This is a genomic window from Maribacter flavus, from assembly GCF_008386635.1.
Taxonomy (GTDB): Bacteria; Bacteroidota; Bacteroidia; order Flavobacteriales; family Flavobacteriaceae; genus Maribacter; species Maribacter flavus.
The window spans coordinates 496,575-513,787 of sequence record NZ_VUOE01000001.1; the positions used below are offsets into that span (position 1 = coordinate 496,575).

Annotated in this window: 16 protein-coding genes; 7 read left to right on the forward strand and 9 right to left on the reverse strand. The window is 42.7% G+C overall.

The window, feature by feature from the left end:
- The first annotated feature begins 122 nt into the window (after positions 1–122).
- Both F0361_RS02325 and F0361_RS02330 read left to right on the forward strand, forming a co-directional pair.
- Positions 123–2,165, forward strand: a complete 2,043-nt coding sequence (locus tag F0361_RS02325) for a M3 family metallopeptidase (RefSeq protein WP_154917051.1) — start codon at positions 123–125, stop codon at positions 2,163–2,165.
- A gap of 140 nt (positions 2,166–2,305) precedes the next feature.
- Positions 2,306–3,310 (forward strand): hypothetical protein, encoded by a 1,005-nt coding sequence (locus F0361_RS02330; RefSeq protein WP_154917052.1) that lies wholly within the window; start codon positions 2,306–2,308, stop codon positions 3,308–3,310.
- A gap of 74 nt (positions 3,311–3,384) precedes the next feature.
- Here F0361_RS02330 and F0361_RS02335 read toward each other — a convergent pair whose 3' ends face one another.
- The gene (locus tag F0361_RS02335) at positions 3,385–3,753 is read right to left on the reverse strand and encodes a rhodanese-like domain-containing protein (protein WP_154917053.1); all 369 of its coding nucleotides are present in this window, start codon (positions 3,751–3,753) and stop codon (positions 3,385–3,387) included.
- A 157-nt stretch (positions 3,754–3,910) separates the two neighbouring features.
- Between F0361_RS02335 and F0361_RS02340 the strand changes: the two genes are divergently transcribed.
- Complete coding sequence (locus tag F0361_RS02340) at positions 3,911–4,471, forward strand: sigma-70 family RNA polymerase sigma factor (protein WP_154917054.1); 561 nt, start codon at positions 3,911–3,913, stop codon at positions 4,469–4,471.
- Positions 4,468–4,695, forward strand: a complete 228-nt coding sequence (locus tag F0361_RS02345; protein WP_154917055.1) for a hypothetical protein — start codon at positions 4,468–4,470, stop codon at positions 4,693–4,695. The genes F0361_RS02340 and F0361_RS02345 overlap by 4 nt, the downstream gene beginning before the upstream one ends.
- Here the strand turns inward: F0361_RS02345 and F0361_RS02350 are convergent.
- Positions 4,692–5,516: a UbiA prenyltransferase family protein gene (locus F0361_RS02350; protein ID WP_154917056.1), complete on the reverse strand. Its 825-nt coding sequence runs from the start codon at positions 5,514–5,516 to the stop codon at positions 4,692–4,694. The two genes, F0361_RS02345 and F0361_RS02350, sit on opposite strands and share 4 nt — an antisense overlap.
- Positions 5,517–5,642: 126 nt before the next feature.
- On the opposite strand from F0361_RS02350, the gene gcvP reads away from it, so the two are divergent.
- Genes gcvP through F0361_RS02365 form a run of 3 tightly spaced genes read left to right on the forward strand, consistent with a single transcriptional unit; the run spans position 5,643 to position 9,937 of the window.
- Complete coding sequence (gcvP, locus tag F0361_RS02355) at positions 5,643–8,495, forward strand: aminomethyl-transferring glycine dehydrogenase (RefSeq protein WP_154917057.1); 2,853 nt, start codon at positions 5,643–5,645, stop codon at positions 8,493–8,495.
- A gap of 47 nt (positions 8,496–8,542) precedes the next feature.
- Positions 8,543–9,073 (forward strand): methyltransferase, encoded by a 531-nt coding sequence (locus F0361_RS02360; protein WP_154917058.1) that lies wholly within the window; start codon positions 8,543–8,545, stop codon positions 9,071–9,073.
- A gap of 9 nt (positions 9,074–9,082) precedes the next feature.
- Positions 9,083–9,937 (forward strand): glycosyltransferase, encoded by an 855-nt coding sequence (locus F0361_RS02365; protein ID WP_154917059.1) that lies wholly within the window; start codon positions 9,083–9,085, stop codon positions 9,935–9,937.
- 48 nt (positions 9,938–9,985) lie between these two features.
- Here F0361_RS02365 and F0361_RS02370 read toward each other — a convergent pair whose 3' ends face one another.
- From F0361_RS02370 to F0361_RS02400, 7 genes are all read right to left on the reverse strand, one after another.
- Positions 9,986–10,495 (reverse strand): OmpH family outer membrane protein, encoded by a 510-nt coding sequence (locus F0361_RS02370; RefSeq protein WP_154917060.1) that lies wholly within the window; start codon positions 10,493–10,495, stop codon positions 9,986–9,988.
- 49 nt (positions 10,496–10,544) lie between these two features.
- Entirely contained in the window at positions 10,545–11,387 is an 843-nt protein-coding gene (locus F0361_RS02375) for an OmpH family outer membrane protein (protein ID WP_154917061.1), read from the reverse strand.
- A gap of 104 nt (positions 11,388–11,491) precedes the next feature.
- Positions 11,492–14,110 carry an outer membrane protein assembly factor BamA gene (bamA, locus tag F0361_RS02380; protein WP_154917062.1) on the reverse strand — a complete coding sequence of 873 codons (2,619 nt, stop codon included), beginning with the start codon at positions 14,108–14,110 and terminating at the stop codon, positions 11,492–11,494.
- 4 nt (positions 14,111–14,114) lie between these two features.
- Positions 14,115–14,858 carry an isoprenyl transferase gene (locus F0361_RS02385; RefSeq protein ID WP_154917063.1) on the reverse strand — a complete coding sequence of 248 codons (744 nt, stop codon included), beginning with the start codon at positions 14,856–14,858 and terminating at the stop codon, positions 14,115–14,117.
- Between the two features lie 6 nt (positions 14,859–14,864).
- Positions 14,865–15,554 (reverse strand): type IX secretion system protein PorG, encoded by a 690-nt coding sequence (porG, locus tag F0361_RS02390; protein ID WP_154917064.1) that lies wholly within the window; start codon positions 15,552–15,554, stop codon positions 14,865–14,867.
- A gap of 110 nt (positions 15,555–15,664) precedes the next feature.
- A complete protein-coding gene (locus tag F0361_RS02395; protein WP_154917065.1) occupies positions 15,665–16,549 on the reverse strand; it encodes an NAD kinase in 885 nt (294 codons plus the stop codon).
- 1 nt (position 16,550) lies between these two features.
- A complete protein-coding gene (locus tag F0361_RS02400; protein ID WP_154917066.1) occupies positions 16,551–17,207 on the reverse strand; it encodes a CBS domain-containing protein in 657 nt (218 codons plus the stop codon).
- Positions 17,208–17,213 lie beyond the last annotated feature (6 nt).

Consider the following 17,213-nt stretch of genomic DNA (forward strand, 5'->3'; position numbering starts at 1 on the left):
TGAACAATGAAAAGTGAACAATGAAAAGTGAACAGTGGATAGTGGACAGTGAACAATGATACTTGATAAAATAACTTATTCAAACTCTTAACTCTTAACTCAAGAAAAAATAGCTTACCATCATGTCGCAATCCCAAACAGAAAAAAACAATCCCCTACTCCAACCATTTGACACCGCACCTTTTTCCAAAATAAAGACCGAACATTTTAAACCCGCCTTTTTACAGGCAATTAAGGATGCAAAGGCCGAAATAGATGCGATTACGGGCAACACAGAGGAGCCAACGTTTGAAAACACCATTGAGGCCTTGGAATTTGCGGGTCAACAATTGGACCGGATTTCCAGTGTTTTTTTCAATCTCAATTCCGCTGAGACAAACGATGATATCCAAAAAATCGCCCAAGAGGTTTCGCCCTTGCTTTCGGAGTTCAGCAATGACATTACCCTCAACGAAGCCTTGTTCAAAAGAATTAAAGAGGTCTACGGAAAAAAGGACATATTAGGTCTGGATGTGGAACAAAAAACCTTGTTGGAAAAAAAATATAAAAATTTCAGCCGCAACGGGGCCAATCTACCAGAAGATAAGAAAAAGCGATTGCGACAGATAGATGCCAAGCTTTCCAAGCTTACGCTAAAATTTGGTGAGAATGTCCTTGCCGAAACCAACAAATACCAACTATATCTTACGGACAAGGAAGACTTGGATGGGCTGCCCGAAGGTGAAAAGGAAGCTGCCGCACAATTGGCAATGGCCAAGGGAAAGGATAACGGCTGGATGGTCACCCTGGATTATCCCAGTTACATCCCATTTATGAAATATGCCAAAAATAGGGAATTGCGAAAGGAACTTTCCATAGCCTTTGGCAGCAAAGGGTTTCATAATGACGCGTTGGACAATCAGGAAAACGTGCTCAAAATTGCCAATCTGCGTTTTGAAAGGGCGCAATTGTTGGGCTATAAAACCCATGCACATTTTGTGCTCGAGGAACGTATGGCGGAAAGTCCCCAAAAAGTATATGATTTTCTAAACGAAATCCTAGAAAAGGCCAAACCCGCCGCAGAAAAGGAGTTCAAACAATTGGCGGATTTTGCCAAAAATCTGGATGGCATTGAGGTACTTGAAAAATGGGATGGCAGTTATTATTCCGAAAAGCTGAAACAAAAATTGTTCGATTTGGACGATGAAAAACTAAAGCCCTATTTCAAACTGGAAAATGTTATCGATGGAGTTTTCAAGGTCGCTGAAAAACTGTTCGACCTTAATTTTGAAGAGGTAACGGACATCGACAAATATCATGAGGACGTAAAAACATACAGGGTGTATGACGGGGACGGTAATTTTATATCGCTCTTTTATGCCGACTTCCATCCAAGACCCGGAAAACGCGGAGGTGCATGGATGACATCCTTTAAATCCCAATGGAAAAGAAATGGTGAAAACGTGCGTCCACATATAAGCAATGTGTGCAATTTTACCCCTTCGACCAAAAGCAAGCCCTCCCTGCTTACATTCAATGAGGTGACGACGCTGTTCCATGAATTTGGACACGGGCTGCACGGCATGTTGGCGGACACCAAATACCCAAGCCTTTCAGGAACGTCCGTGTATTGGGATTTTGTGGAACTGCCTAGTCAGGTGATGGAAAATTGGTGTTATGAGCAGGAAGCCCTCGAGCTATTTGCCAAGCATTATGAAACCGGGGAGATAATCCCCATGGAACTCATCACCAAAATAAAGGAATCTGCCACGTTTCAGGAAGGTATGCAAACACTTAGACAATTAAGTTTTGGACTGTTGGATATGTCATGGCACGGCATAGACCCTTCCCAAATTATCAATGTAAAAAAACATGAGGACGAAGCTTTTGAGGGCACTAAATTATATCCTGACACCCCCGAAACTTGCATGAGCACCTCGTTCTCACATATTTTTCAAGGAGGATACTCTTCCGGGTATTATAGTTATAAATGGGCCGAAGTCCTGGACGCCGATGCCTTCGCCTACTTTAAGGAACAAGGGATATTCAATAAGGAAGTGGCCTCTAGGTTCAAGGAACATGTGCTGTCAAAAGGTGGCACGGAAAACCCGATGGTACTCTACAAACGTTTTAGAGGTGCGGAACCCAAAGTGGAGGCGCTCTTGGAAAGGGCCGGATTACTATAGCCATTTTTTGGAAGAGAAATTCGTAACATTTTTAAAAAGTCACTCCACACAACATTTTCAAAACGGTTGACCACATAAAATTTTATGTGCAGAAAGATGATACTACTTTGTGGACCTAAACCACAAACCGTCTGTCACAGATGAAAAAGCTTAGTTTTTTTATTTCTTTATTTTTATTGGCTTCCTGTAGCAAGGATTCTTCCGGAAATACAGAAGAAAACGGAAACAGTTCGCCTACCATTACATTAAAATCCTACAGAATATACGAACATGCCCCTGCCGGGACTTCCATTGGGACCGTATCTGCTTCGGACGCGGATGGGGATACACTAACTTTCACCATGGAATCCCAAAATGGCCTAGAAATCAACGAAACTACGGGCGAGATTACCCTATCAAATGGAACGGTGTTGGATTTTGAAGAATTTCAGAGTCTTCCATTTACGATATCCGTCTTTGATGGAAATTCCATCGTGGAGCAGTCCTTTGATCTCACCATAAACAATATTGACGAATATGCATTATTAACAACGAAGGAACAGGAATTTATCACTTATTTTCAATACCTCACCCTTTGGAAAGCCCCTACCCACGGTACTCCTCTGGAGGTATCGAGCCGATGGAACGAACCCATCAATCTGTATCTTGACGGAACACTGAGCAATGAATTCCGGAACAATGTGGATGCCGCATTGGCAGAATACAATGAAATCTTTGAGAATAGTGACTTTAGCGTTTCCTTGGTAGATACCATGGACGAGTCCAATGCTCACCTTTTTTTTGGACAAACCTCCGAAGTGGAAGCCCTTTGGCCGGATATGTTCGCCATCATTGATGGAGGCACCTATTCAGGGTTTGCAATGACCTCCAACAATGTTGGGGTTTTGAGCAATGCCAGGTTGTGGATCTCCAACCCCGCAGGAGTCCTTTTCAAACATGAATTGGGCCATGTGCTAGGCTTTGGACATTCCGATAAATGTGATACGGAAAAAAGTTTCCTTTGCTCCAGTATCGCCTTGGAAAACGACTTTCTGGAAGATGAAAAGTCAATTATTCAATTTGCCTACGATAAAGATTTTCCAGCTGGAATGGCAGAGGATGAGATACAAAATTATTTGGCAAATTTGATATATTTGTCAAAATAATTTGATGAATTATCGGTTTCCAAGTAACTATAAATTGATGGAAACAAATTGGGCGGGAAGTATAAAATCCAATCCTATCTGGGGTGTTTAAAGGACCAAGCATCATAGCCACCCTCAAGATTCACTACATTTTTGTATCCCAAGGATTTTAATTTCTCTTGTGCCTTGGCACTCCTACCCCCCACTTTACAATACACATAAATGGTCTCGTCCTTGTCGATTCCTTCCACTTGCTGGGCAAAATCGGCATCGAACCAGTTTATGTTTAAGGAGTTGTCAAGATGGCCCTGGGCATACTCCTCGGGAGTGCGTACATCCAACAGGACCACGTTTTTCATTTCATCCGCAGTTATACTGTTGATAGGTTTTGAGGAAGGCGTCTGTGTTTGGGCACAGGATAGGTTTAGAAGAAAGGAAAGCAACAGAATTACTGGATACTTCATGACGGTATTTTTATATTTTTTCAACTGGTAACACACCTTAATTTATGTACTTCGAAAATACATTAAATTCCATTTTAAATGAAAATATTGAATAGGACATACCTAAAATGTGAAACCAAAAAGGAAAATTCCTTTATTTTTACGACAAGAATCAACGATGGCAGAGAACCAACTAAATCCGAATTCCTGGGTAGACCAGTATGCCGATTACCTATTCAACTATGCCATTGGTAAAGTGAGCGATGTAGAAGTCGCCAAGGATTTGGTCTCCGAAACTTTTTTGGCCGGATTGAAATCGGCAAAAAACTACAAGGGCGATGCCGCCGAAAGAACATGGTTAATAGCCATCCTAAAACGGAAGGTCATAGACTACTACCGCAAATCCAATTCCAAAAAGGGTAAGGCCGAAGTGCGCATGAGTTTGGGTTACCTTGATGAGACCGAAGGGGATTGGCTGGAAGAAAAAGTAGCGGACCCAAACGGTAACTTGGGAAGCGACTCCATTGAAAACGAGGAACTGGGCCTTGCTCTTCAGCTTTGTATAGACAGGTTGCCACATAAACAATTACAGGTATTTACGATGAAGACTATCCAAGGAATTTCTACGGAAGAAATCTGTAATGAATTGGGAATAAACCCGTCTAACCTGTGGGTAATGATTCATAGAGCCAGAACGGCCTTAATGGAATGTTTAAATCAAAAATGGTTCAACGCATGATTTCGTGTGAAAAAGCGGCGGATATTTGTACAAAGGCTCAATACAATGAGGCTACCTTTTTGGAACGGCTTAAATTAAAATTCCATCTTATCTATTGCAAGGTCTGTGCCGCTTACGCAAAGCAGAACACCAAACTGACTTCCCTTTGCAGCAAGGCAAATCTTCGTTCCCTTTCCGAGACTGAAAAGGAAAAAATGAAAGAAACTATCAGAAGACAGGGCTAGCACCAACAAAGGCAAAGCACCCAAAGAAAGTACCACGCTATAGGGATTGCCTCTACCCAAAAAGAAGCAAAAAACCTACCCTGATTTTTACCGAACGAAAACATCAAGACAATAAGACCAAAGAAAAGTAAGGTCTTGACGATGATTTCCACCTCCAACACCTCGTCCTTGAAAAAGGTCAACACGTAGAACAACAACACAAAAAGCACCCCGATCAATTTTGTCCGCCAAACACCAAACCGCTGCGGAAGTGTCCTTAGTGCCGGATCATCATACCTAAGGTCCCTGATTTCAAAGGGAATTAACAAGGCCAAAACGAAAAAAAACCGCTGGGCAGTTTCCACCCAAATATCCCAAGTGACAGTGTGCAACGAACCTAAGGTTGGAAGGACAACGGTTGCCCCGGCCCAGACCAAGGCTACCAAAAATAATTTTAGACCCCCTAAATTTCGGAGGTTTCTCGCATTTGGCAATACGGGGATGGCATAAAGTCCGGTTAATAGCACCAAAACAAGTATGCCCAACCAAATATCCCTCTGTAGAAAATAGGCGTGGTAACTCCCAATTAGTGCGGCCAAAAAACTTACGATCTGAATGTTTTTTTGATAGGGATTTGCCACTATGATATATTTTTTGGCCTCAACCCCGTATTTTATAAAGTTGTAACACACGATGGTGCCAAAAAATAGAAACCAGGCCAAATGATCGTCCCCTATAAAACCGAAAGTTTTTATTGTAACATGGGTCAATGCAAACACCCCAAAAGCTACATGGATACTTGCATTTATATAGAAATTGAACAGGCGCTTAAACATCCCCATGAAACAAATGTACCCAAACTGTTTATAACCCTGGTTTATGGTTAAAAACTTTCCCCAAGAAGCTATTCTACGGGTATTTTTTGACGTAATTAATGCCTAATTTTGCACGACTAATTTATTCAAATCATGAAGACTGACGTGTTTGCATCCCGCCATATTGGAATACGAGAGGAAGACTTGGACCATATGCTTAAAACGATAGCTGTTGAAAGTATAGATCAGCTGATATATGAAACCATACCCGATGATATCAGACTAAAAAACCCATTGGATCTTGCAGCCCCAATGAGCGAACATAAATTCTTGGCCCATTTGGAGGAACTTTCCAAAAAGAACAAGGTATTTCGCTCCTACATTGGTTTGGGATACCACGAGAGCTTGACTCCGTCAGTAATCAAACGAAATATTTTGGAAAATCCGGGTTGGTATACGGCATATACGCCGTACCAAGCGGAAATTGCCCAAGGCCGGTTGGAAGCCCTTTTGAATTTTCAAACGGTTATTTCCGATCTTACCGGAATGGAACTGGCAAATGCCTCCCTTCTGGATGAAAGTACCGCTGCCGCGGAGGCCATGACCATGCTTTTTGAGGTCAGGACCAGGGAACAGAAAAAGAACGAGGTTGTAAAATTCTTTGTTTCGGAGGAAGTATTGCCCCAAACAATGGCTTTATTGGAAACCAGGGCCAACCCACTGGGCATAGAATTGGTCATTGGCAACCATGAGGAATTTGAGTTTGAGGATTCCTTCTACGGTGCTTTGCTACAATATCCTGGGAAATATGGTCAGGTACATGATTATAAGGCATTCGTTTTAAAAGCCAAGGAAAAGGATATCAAAATAGCGGTTGCCGCGGACATCCTTAGTTTGGTCCTTCTGACCCCTCCCGGTGAATTTGGGGTGGACGTGGTCGTAGGTACCTCCCAAAGATTCGGGATTCCTCTGGGTTATGGTGGTCCGCATGCCGCCTTTTTTGCGACCAAGGAGGAATATAAAAGAAACATTCCCGGAAGGATCATTGGTGTGACCAAAGACAGGGACGATAGGCCCGCCTTGAGAATGGCCTTACAGACCAGGGAACAGCATATTAAAAGGGACAAGGCAACGTCAAACATCTGTACCGCCCAAGTGCTTTTGGCGGTAATGGCGGGCATGTATGCCGTTTATCACGGTCCAAAAGGCTTGAAATACATCGCTCAAAAAGTACACGCCACGGCGGTTACGTTAACGGATGCCTTGGAAAAACTTGGGTATTATCAAAGTAACAGTGCCTATTTTGACACCATCCAATTAAAGGCGAATGCAAACGAAATACGTGGCATCGCGGAGCGGGAAGAGGTAAACTTTTTATATCCGAATGCCGATACGGTGGTAATCGCCGTAAACGAGGCCACCTCCATCAACGACCTGAACCAAATCATTGGTATCTTCTCCGAAGCCATAGAAAAAGAAACTAAGGAAGTTTCGCAGCTACTGGAAAAATCGGCCATTCACCAAAATATTCAAAGGACTACATCCTTTCTTGAGAATAAGGTGTTCAACAGTTACCATTCGGAAACGGAACTCATGCGCTATATCAAAAAGTTGGAACGTAAGGACCTTTCCTTGAACCACAGTATGATTTCCTTGGGCAGCTGCACCATGAAGTTGAACGCCGCTTCTGAAATGTTGCCATTGAGCAATGCCAATTGGGCAAATATCCATCCTTTTGCGCCTGTGGAGCAAGCTGAAGGATATCAAATCGTATTGAAGGAATTGGCAAAAGATTTAACAACTATTACCGGTTTTGCCGGTACTTCCCTACAACCGAATTCAGGTGCGCAAGGTGAATATGCAGGTTTAATGGTCATTAGGGCCTATCACGAGGCCAATGGTGAAGGACATCGAAATATTTGCCTGATTCCTGCTTCGGCCCATGGCACCAATCCCGCTTCGGCCGTTATGGCGGGAATGAAGGTGGTAGTGACCAAAACGGACGATAAAGGGAATATCGACGTAGCCGATTTAGAAGAAAAGGTAAAAATGCATGCTGATCATCTTTCGGCCTTAATGGTTACCTATCCTTCCACGCATGGGGTGTTCGAATCCTCCATAAGAAAAATTACGAAACTGATTCACGACCACGGTGGCCAGGTATACATGGACGGTGCCAATATGAACGCACAGGTGGGATTGACAAATCCCGCTACCATAGGTGCGGATGTTTGTCATCTAAATTTGCACAAAACTTTCGCCATACCCCACGGGGGGGGTGGTCCGGGAGTAGGCCCCATCTGTGTCGCCCCGCAATTGGTTCCTTTTCTACCGGGTAACCCTGTGATAAAAACAGGCGGTGAAAAAGCGATTTCGGCAATATCGGCAGCGCCATGGGGAAGTTCTCTCGTATGCCTTATTTCCTACGGATATATCAAAATGTTGGGACAGGAAGGACTTACGAATTCCACCAAAATCGCCATTCTCAATGCCAACTATATCAAGCATCGGTTGAGCGGTAAATATGAGGTCCTCTATACCGGCGAAAAAGGTAGGGCGGCCCATGAGATGATTATCGATTGTAGGCCTTTTAAACAGCATGGCATTGAGGTGACGGATATTGCGAAAAGACTCATGGACTATGGTTTCCACGCTCCTACTGTTTCGTTTCCGGTGGCCGGCACCCTGATGATAGAACCCACCGAAAGTGAAAGTTTGGAGGAATTGGACCGTTTTTGTGATGCTATGATTTCTATACGCACTGAAATCGATGCAGCCCAAGCGGACAACCCTAACAATGTTTTGAAAAACGCCCCGCATACCCTACAAATGGTGACGAGCGATACTTGGGACTTCCCGTACACAAGACAACAAGCGGCATTTCCTTTGCCCTATGTTGGAGACAACAAGTTCTGGCCATCGGTGCGGAGGGTAGACGATGCCTATGGAGATCGTAATTTAATATGTACCTGTGCCCCCATAGAGGCATATGCGGAAGCGGAATAATAAATTCGCAAGTGACTGTTTACAAGGTCGTTTAATAAATTTTAAAAATGTACGAACATACCTTTCCGAATAAAAGGTTTCAATACACCTTGGAGTTTCTGAAAAAGCACATTGATCCCAATGAGGCCATTTTGGACCTAGGCGTGGAAAATCCTTTTTCGGAAATCATGCAACGGGAAGGCTATACCGTAGAAAACACGAAAGGTGAAGATCTCGATCTGGATTTTTCGTCGATAATCAATTCCGATGCATCGGTAGTGACGGCTTTTGAAATTTTTGAACACCTTTTGGCTCCTTTGAACGCGCTTTCAAAAATAAAGGCCGATACATTGGTGGCAAGTATTCCACTCCGACTCTGGTTCTCACCAGCCTATCGAAGTAAAACCGACCCTTGGGACCGGCATTATCACGAATTTGAGGATTGGCAGTTCGATTGGCTTTTGGAGAAGGCAGGCTGGGAAATACAGGATTCTAAGAAATGGACCCATCCCGTTAAAAAACTAGGTATAAGGCCTATTTTACGAATGTTTACACCGCGTTACTATATTGTTTACGCCACTAGGAAAAAAAGCCGTTAAAACCTTTACTTGAAGTATTACATAATCATACCGGCCCATAATGAGGAAGCATGTATTTCCTTGACCTTGGAATCCGTGATATTGCAGACCCTTCCGCCTAAAAAAGTTGTGGTCGTCAACGACCATTCCAACGATAGCACCCCGGAAATTGTGGAGACCTTCGCACAAAGTGTACCTTATATCGAATTGCTGAATACAACATCGTACAAAAGCCATATGCCAGGCAGCAAGGTCATCAATGCCTTCAACAAAGGAATGAAAACGTTGGATGATAATTTTGACTTTATTGTAAAACTTGATGCCGATATCGTTCTGCCGAAGCACTATTTCCAAACTATTTCCAAGATATTCACCGAATATCCAAAAGCAGGTATTGCCGGCGGTTTTGCCTACGAACAAGACAGTCAAGGAAATTGGCATTTGAACCACCCAATGAGCAAAACACATGTTAGGGGCGCATTCAAGTCCTACTCCAAAACCTGTTTTGAGGCCATTGGCGGCCTTAAAAATGCCATGGGCTGGGACACGGTTGACGAATTATTGGCGCAATATCACGGATTCCAAGTAATTACGGATGAGAGCCTTCAAGTAAAACACCTCAGGCCCACCGGAACATCTTATAACAGAAAAGCTAGGTTGTTACAAGGACAGGCCATGTATACCATGCGTTACGGGCTCTTGATTACACTTATCGCGTCACTTAAAATGGCACTCAAATCAAAAAGACCAAAAGTCCTATTTGACAATTTACAAGGGTATTTTCAGGCTAGTAGTCGGGGCGAAACATTTTTGGTAAGTTCGGAAGAAGGAGAATTCATTCGCGGTTTACGGTGGAAGAATATAAAATCTAAGCTGACCAATTAAAAAAGCCATTCCGTATGGAATGGCTTTTTTAATTATATTAAGATGTTCTTAAATCCCCAATTCCTTTTTCACGTCTGCCAATAGGTCTTTACCCGTAGCTACGATCAATCCACCACCTGGTTGTGCATCGATAACATAATCGATACCTTGGGCCGCGGCAACCCTTTCTATGGCCGCTTTGGCCTTTTCGGAGATAGGGGCGAACAATTCGGCCTGTTTCTTTTGGATTTCCTGTTGGGCATTTTGTTGGAACTCACCAACCGTTTTTTCCATGCCTTGAAGCTCCACCGCTCTCTTTTCATTTTCCTCTTTTGATTTGGAGGCCGCTTCATTCTGATATTGGGTGTACTTATTTCGTAATTCGGTCATAGAGGCCTGGATATCCGCACCATAAGTTTCCTGCAACTTCTTTAGTTCCGCCTCGGCAGCTTTCATCTCCGGCATGGCAGAAAGCAACTGGGTAACATCTATATGAGCTACTTTACTCTGCGCATTTACAAAACTGGTCGCCGCCACGAACAACATTAAGGCAACCGCAATTTTCTTTACTTGTTTCATGAGTTAAAATTTAATTCTTATTTGAGTATTAATTAATGGTTTCTGATTTCTAGTCAATATCGGATTCCTTTCCCGAGTTATCGTTATTTCTTTCTGCTTCTTTCTCCTTTTTCTTAGCCTCTCTTTCCTCTAACAATTTTTTTCGCCGTTCCTCATAGGCTTTCTTTCGTTCTTCGCGCAATTTAAGTTGTTCCTCACGCTTTTCAGCAGCGGTTTTCTCCCGGGCTGCCTGAGCCTCTGCAGCTCTGTCTATTCGTTCCTGTAAAGCTTCCGAAACCTCCTCTTCCGCCTCTATTTCATCCTCTCCTTCAAAAGCCTCCAACCTACTCCTACTGTCCGTACCTTCCTTCGGCTTGCTAATCTTTCTGGTCCTTGCAATACCCCTGAGAACCAAATCGCTAATATCGTGCCTTTTTTCGGAGTACAACATTACAACATCCGCAGATTTATCAAAAATAAAATCATATTTTTTATTGGCACCCAATTTTTGAACCTCATTAAAAACCTGATCTTGGATTGGCTGTATCAACCGGCGTTTTTGGAGCACCAAGTCCCCTTGCGGACCAAAGCGGTCTTGTTGGTATTCGATCATCTCTTTCTCCAAGATCTGGATTTCTTCCTCGCGTTCCTCAATGAGTTCAGGAGTCAGCAATACCTTTTCGGCCATTAAATCCTTCTTCATCTGTTCCACCACACTTTGCTTTTGCTCGATTTCCACTTTCCATTTTTGGACTTTGGTATCCAACTGGGCACTGGCATCACGGTATTCTTCCACATTTTCAAGTATGTATTCCATGTCCACATAGGCGATTCGAACACCTCTTTGGGCCATGGAAACCAAACCCATAAGAACGGTCACAAGAAATAAAAGAACTTTTGTTTTTGACTTCATTATTGATATCGTTTAATCTAATAGAAAATATCGTGCCAAAATTACTAAAACTTTTAAAATGAAAGGATTAGCATAAAGACCGATTCTATAATTCCAATTTAAATTTAGAACTGCTGACCAATTATGAAGTGCGTTTGCCATCCGCTTGGACCATTGCCTATGGATTGCGGCCTTAAGTCCTCATCGAACCCATAGCCAAAATCAATCCCCAATAAACCAAACGCTGGCATAAAGATGCGAAGCCCCACACCGGCCGATCGTTTTAATTGAAACGGATTAAACTGCTGAAAATTGTTGAAGGAATTACCTGCTTCCAAAAAGGTAAGTCCGTAAATGGATGCCGAAGGTTTTAAGGTAAGCGGATATCGTAACTCCATGGAGAACTTATTATAGATCAATCCACCCTCCTGTTGCCTTGTGACAGGATCAATCGGAGTCAAGGATTGATTTTCGTACCCCCTAAGCTGAACAATGTCCCGTCCATCCAATGTGAAGTTGTTGAGACCGTCACCACCAACGAAAAAACGTTCAAAAGGAACATCTCCCGTATCGCTGTTGTAATTTCCCAAAAACCCGAATTCCGCATTGGTACGCAACACCAAGGATTTGTCCGCACTACCCAACAGGGTAGTATACCAATCTCCTTTGAATTTGATTTTATAATACTCCAATAACCTGAAACGCTCTTGATCTATTTCTTCCAATTCTGTTGCCTCAGCAGCAGTAAGTCCTTCTTGGGTCGTAAATCGTTTCTCAGTAAGTTCTGTGCTCCGTTGTTTCAAAGCTCCAAAATCCTTGTTACTAAAAAGAGAATAGGGTGGTGTGAATTTCGCTGTAATCTCAAAATTGGACCCCCCTCTTGGAAATATACGGCCACCTTCCATAGCGTTCCGATTGATTCCTATGGTATAGGCAATGGAATTGGCTTTCCCGTTCCCAAAATTGAATAGACCAATGTTGTAGTTTCTAAAGTCGTACAACTGGTATCCCAAGGAATGTGAAATGGTAAAGAAATCATCTGGCCATTGCACCCTTTTGGCCAAACCAAGACTTACACCTGTAATCGAGAATTGCTGATCTTTGTTTACATCGATTCCCCTATTTGTAAAAGAAGCGGCAAACTGTTGCGTTCTTGAAACGTTCAAATTAAATCGAACCGGCTTCTTTCCTCCCATCCAAGGTTCTGCGAAGTTCAAGCTATACACCCTAAAGGTCCGGCTGGCCTGTAATCGCAGGGCAAACGTTTGCCCGTCGCCCATGGGAACAGGCTTATACGCCTCTCCTTTGAACAAGTTCTGAATCGAAAAATTATTGAAAGACAATCCCAAGGTTCCTATAAAACCTCCTCCACCATAGCCTCCTTGCAATTCAATTTGACTGGAACCCGACTCCACCAAGCTCCAAGCCAAATCTACGGTACCTTCATTTGGGTTGGCATTCAGGACATCGGGTTTGATCTGTTCCGCATCAAAAAAGCCCAGTTGGCCCAATTCACGGATACTTCTAATGATGTCCGACTTATTATATTTTTGTCCTGGGCGTGTACGTAATTCCCTGTAGATTACATGATCATTCGTCTTATCGTTTCCGGATACGGTCACATGGTCCAGAAAGGTCTCCTTTCCTTCAATAATCCTAATTTCAAAATTGATAGTGTCGTTCGCTGCCGAAACCTCTACCGGATTTATCGTGGAAAACAAGTATCCATTATTTTGGTACAAACTAGTTACATCATACGGTTCCGGTTTGCTATTGTCCGCAATACGTTCCCGTAACAACACTCCATTGTAGGTTGCGCCTTTCTTGATTCCCAACACCTGATGTAATTGACGATCGGTGTATACTGTATTGCCTACGAAGTCGATATCCCCAAAATAATACTTGTTTCCTTCCTCTACCTTGATTTTTAAAAGAATGTTGTTCTCATCTACTTTTTCAAGCGTATCTGAAATTACCCTGGCATCACGGAATCCATTTTCGGCATATTTATCCACCAACAAATCCAAATCTTCCTCATAATCATCTTTGATATACTTCGATTTTTTCCAAAACCTCCCAAATCGCTTACGTTTTGTGCTTTTTAAGGCCTTTCTCAACTTTTTATCGGAGAGCTCCTCGTTGCCTTCAAAAACAATTTCCTTAATTTTTACCTTATCGCCCTTGTTGACATTCACCACCATTTTTCGGGCATTCGTTTCGGACGTATCTACGGCGGTAATGATGTTGACCCTGGTATTAAGATAACCCTGCTTTTTATATTTATTGGTGAGATAGTTTTTTGTGTTGGAAATCAGACTCTCTGTAATCTTTTTCCCTTTTTTAAGATCCGTATCGTTTCTGAGTTCGTCAACTTTACGAGGTTTGACGCCATTAAAGGTCACATCCGTCAAAGTGGGACGCTCGATAATCTGAAGTTCAAGGAAGATATTGTTGTCCTCAATGTTGGTTATGAAAAAATCTATGGATGTAAAAAGCTCCAATCCCCAGAGTTTATTGATAACTTCACTGATTTGCTCCCCTGGAACTGTAATTGGCTGACCCACCCGAAGCCCCGTATAGGTCTTTACGGTCTGTTCGTTGTAACTTTCCAATCCGGTCACCTCCAAACCGCCTAAAATATATGTTTGCCCATTTTCATAGGAGAGGTCCTGTGAGAAGGCGTTTGTTAAGATAAAAAGGAGTAGGATGGTCAGTAAGTGGTTCACGGATATGAACCTGGTCATATCTCTAAATGAGTTGTTCGCTAGTTTTTCCAAATCTTCGTTCTCTGTTCTGGTAATTTTTTATGGCCTCTACCAAATGATGCTCATTAAAATCAGGCCAAAATACATCAATAAAATATAATTCGGCGTATGCGATCTGCCATAATAAAAAATTGCTGATCCGATGTTCTCCACTCGTTCGGATTAGCAAGTCTACGTCTGGCAAATTTCGCGTGTAAAGATGGTCATTAATAATGGTTTCGTCAATATTTTCGGGCGAAATTATATTATTTTTAACTTTGGATGCTATCGATTTTATGGCGGATTGCAGCTCTTCCCTAGAGCCATAACTGAGCGCCAATGTCAGCATCATGCCAGTGTGGTGCTCGGTCTTTTTAATGACCTCCAAAAGTTCCAAACGGGCCTTATCAGGCAAGGCCGAAATATTCCCGATGGTATTCAAACGAATATTGTTTTCCGAAAAAGTTGTCAACTCCTTACGCAAGGAAGAAACCAATAGGCGCATTAACGTATCCACTTCAATTTTGGGCCGGTTCCAATTTTCCGTTGAAAACGTATACAAAGTAAGAAACTCTATCCCAAGCTTTACGCAATTTTCTACCGTAGACCGAACGGTCTTTACCCCGTTTTCATGACCAAAAACTCTTAATTTTCCCCGCTCTTTGGCCCATCTACCATTACCATCCATGATGATGGCCATGTGACGTGGTAAATTATGTGAATCAATATCGTCTATATTACTTTCCATTGTCATTTATTGAAAGCAATCCTGGCAGGGTTTTCTTCCAAAGGTGTAGGTCAAGGTCACCCCAGAGAAAACGTACCAATCATCGCTGAAAATATTTCCAAAAGCGAACTCCTCAAAATTGGAACCTTCTGGATTACTGGCGTCCAGATTATCCGTAAAAGTATATCTGGCACCAATTTCCGCACCAAAAATAAGAAACTGGTTGATACGATACTTAAAACCTACGGTCATTGGTATTGCAAAAGAGCCATCGGACTGTGATAAATCCTGTAAAACCCCACCGTTGAAATAGCTGTAATCGTACCTAAAATAGGTCACTCCCGTATATAGGTAAGGAGTAAAAGCCGGCCCCAACTTGTGCAAATTATAATCCACAAAATTAAATTCCAGCCCCGCGGAACCTTCTAAAATGGCATTATCTACCACATAGCCCCTCTGTTGCCTTGAAGTATCGCTGGACTTTGTATCGTCCGCAGTGAATTTCCCGTAAGTAAGACTGCCTCTCCAAGCATATCTTTTGCTAATATTCCATTTAAACACGCCCCCAAATGCCAAATCTGACGGAAGAATATAATTGGTCCTTCCAACATCCCCGATCATATTGGCCCCTCCGGCAAAAACACCTACTTCGTACATCTGGGCATTAAGACCCATTGATGCCATTAAAAAAGTAAGCAGTACCAAGCTACGTATCATATAAAGAATCGTTTACAGGGGTGTTTAGTTAACATAATCGACGTTTTGGCCCAAAGGGCGTTCTCACAAGGTAAACAGAATTTAACGGTAAATATTGTTCAAGGGAAAGTTCAATTTCTCCGGTCCTCGCCCCATAATAATTTGTTCCGAAGGGTCTTCAGGAAGCTTTCAGAATTGTATTCTATCATTCGGATTGTAAAAGGGGCCTTGGTGATTGTAATTTCGTTGCCATTTTCAAGGGAGGCTATACGGGAATCCAAGGAAACCAAGTGGTTTTCCTCACGACCTGAAACCCGCAACCTAATTTCCGTATCATCCGAAATCACCAAAGGCCTTGCATTGAGGTTATGGGGAGCAATGGGCGTTAAGACCAAGGATTTGGCGGTTGGCACCATGACAGGACCTCCACAGCTCAGCGAGTAACCCGTAGAACCCGTGGGGGTGGAAATAATGAGTCCGTCCGCCCAATAGGAGGTTAAATATTCATTGTTCAGATAGGTCTCCACGGTAATCATGGAGGTGGTATCCTTTCTGCTTACCGTTATTTCGTTCAATGCAAAATTCAATTCCCCAAACTCAACGTCCAAAGCATCGGCATGTATCTGAACCAGGCTTCTTTCCACAATCGTGTAGTCGCCCTTTAAAAATTCCCGAACCACTTTTCGTACATCTTCCTTCTTAAAGGTGGACAAAAACCCTAACCGACCCGTATTGACACCAACAATGGGAATTCCAAGATCCTTGACAAAGGTCGTGGCGCGAAGGATGGTACCATCGCCGCCAAAACTTACGAACATATCAAATGAAGTGTCCAGACCTTTTAAGGCCGTGAAGGTGGAAAAGGATGCTTCCGCATTTTTCGATTTGTATAAATGGTAGAATTCTTCTTCTATGTAGACCTCTGAAGAAGCGTCCTTTGCAATTTCGTTCAAAAGCTCCTCCAAATATTCAATGGCATTGTCCTGGTATATTTGACCGTAAACCGCAACCTTCATACTAGACGTTTAGGTACTTGTCCAAATAGTCCGACCTGTTTTTCAAATCTTCCAAAAATTGATCGTCGCTATTGCCAAAGATTATTTGGTAGTTATAGCGTCTAAACGTTTGTAGGACCTTGTCAAAGTTGGCAGTGCTTATTTTGATGGTTACCTGTACCACGTCATTTTGCATATCTGTGATAAAACCGCCAATGAGTCGGGCATTGTTACTCTCAACTATCTGGGAAATCTCACTGAAGGAGTAGTCCTTAATGCCGGTGGCGACCACCAAAATGTTTCCCGGGTCCGTAAAGAAGGGCGTGTCTATAAATTCAGAGACGATATCGGTAAGGTCATAATAGCCCACCACTTTTTCCACCTCGTCCAAAATAGGGACCAGATTCGCCTCGTTTCGGGCAAATACTTCCAGCACATCCAACCAGCTCGTTTCGTTCCTTACAAAAAACGTTTCCAGATCATAGCGGTATTCATCAATCTTGGAATCGTCCGAAACAACGTCCATGTCATTTTCGGAAAACACACCTAGAAATCGGTCCTCTTCCATGACCGCTATATGGGAAAACGTGTTTTGCTTAAAGAACTCCATAAGTTCCCCACACGTAGTCTGGACATCGAAAACCGGTAAGTTGGAAATTATATGTTGTTGAATATTCATAGCCGA

Excerpts from the sequence above, each read along its gene's own strand:
- F0361_RS02325 (WP_154917051.1), top strand. The coding sequence starts at position 123 with ATGTCGCAATCCCAAACAGAAAAAAACAATCCCCTACTCCAACCATTT.
- F0361_RS02330 (WP_154917052.1), top strand. The coding sequence starts at position 2,306 with ATGAAAAAGCTTAGTTTTTTTATTTCTTTATTTTTATTGGCTTCCTGT.
- F0361_RS02335 (WP_154917053.1), bottom strand. The coding sequence starts at position 3,753 with ATGAAGTATCCAGTAATTCTGTTGCTTTCCTTTCTTCTAAACCTATCC.
- F0361_RS02340 (WP_154917054.1), top strand. The coding sequence starts at position 3,911 with ATGGCAGAGAACCAACTAAATCCGAATTCCTGGGTAGACCAGTATGCC.
- F0361_RS02345 (WP_154917055.1), top strand. The coding sequence starts at position 4,468 with ATGATTTCGTGTGAAAAAGCGGCGGATATTTGTACAAAGGCTCAATAC.
- F0361_RS02350 (WP_154917056.1), bottom strand. The coding sequence starts at position 5,516 with ATGGGGATGTTTAAGCGCCTGTTCAATTTCTATATAAATGCAAGTATC.
- gcvP (WP_154917057.1), top strand. The coding sequence starts at position 5,643 with ATGAAGACTGACGTGTTTGCATCCCGCCATATTGGAATACGAGAGGAA.
- F0361_RS02360 (WP_154917058.1), top strand. The coding sequence starts at position 8,543 with ATGTACGAACATACCTTTCCGAATAAAAGGTTTCAATACACCTTGGAG.
- F0361_RS02370 (WP_154917060.1), bottom strand. The coding sequence starts at position 10,495 with ATGAAACAAGTAAAGAAAATTGCGGTTGCCTTAATGTTGTTCGTGGCG.
- F0361_RS02375 (WP_154917061.1), bottom strand. The coding sequence starts at position 11,387 with ATGAAGTCAAAAACAAAAGTTCTTTTATTTCTTGTGACCGTTCTTATG.
- bamA (WP_154917062.1), bottom strand. The coding sequence starts at position 14,110 with ATGACCAGGTTCATATCCGTGAACCACTTACTGACCATCCTACTCCTT.
- F0361_RS02385 (WP_154917063.1), bottom strand. The coding sequence starts at position 14,858 with ATGGAAAGTAATATAGACGATATTGATTCACATAATTTACCACGTCAC.
- porG (WP_154917064.1), bottom strand. The coding sequence starts at position 15,554 with ATGATACGTAGCTTGGTACTGCTTACTTTTTTAATGGCATCAATGGGT.
- F0361_RS02395 (WP_154917065.1), bottom strand. The coding sequence starts at position 16,549 with ATGAAGGTTGCGGTTTACGGTCAAATATACCAGGACAATGCCATTGAA.
- F0361_RS02400 (WP_154917066.1), bottom strand. The coding sequence starts at position 17,207 with ATGAATATTCAACAACATATAATTTCCAACTTACCGGTTTTCGATGTC.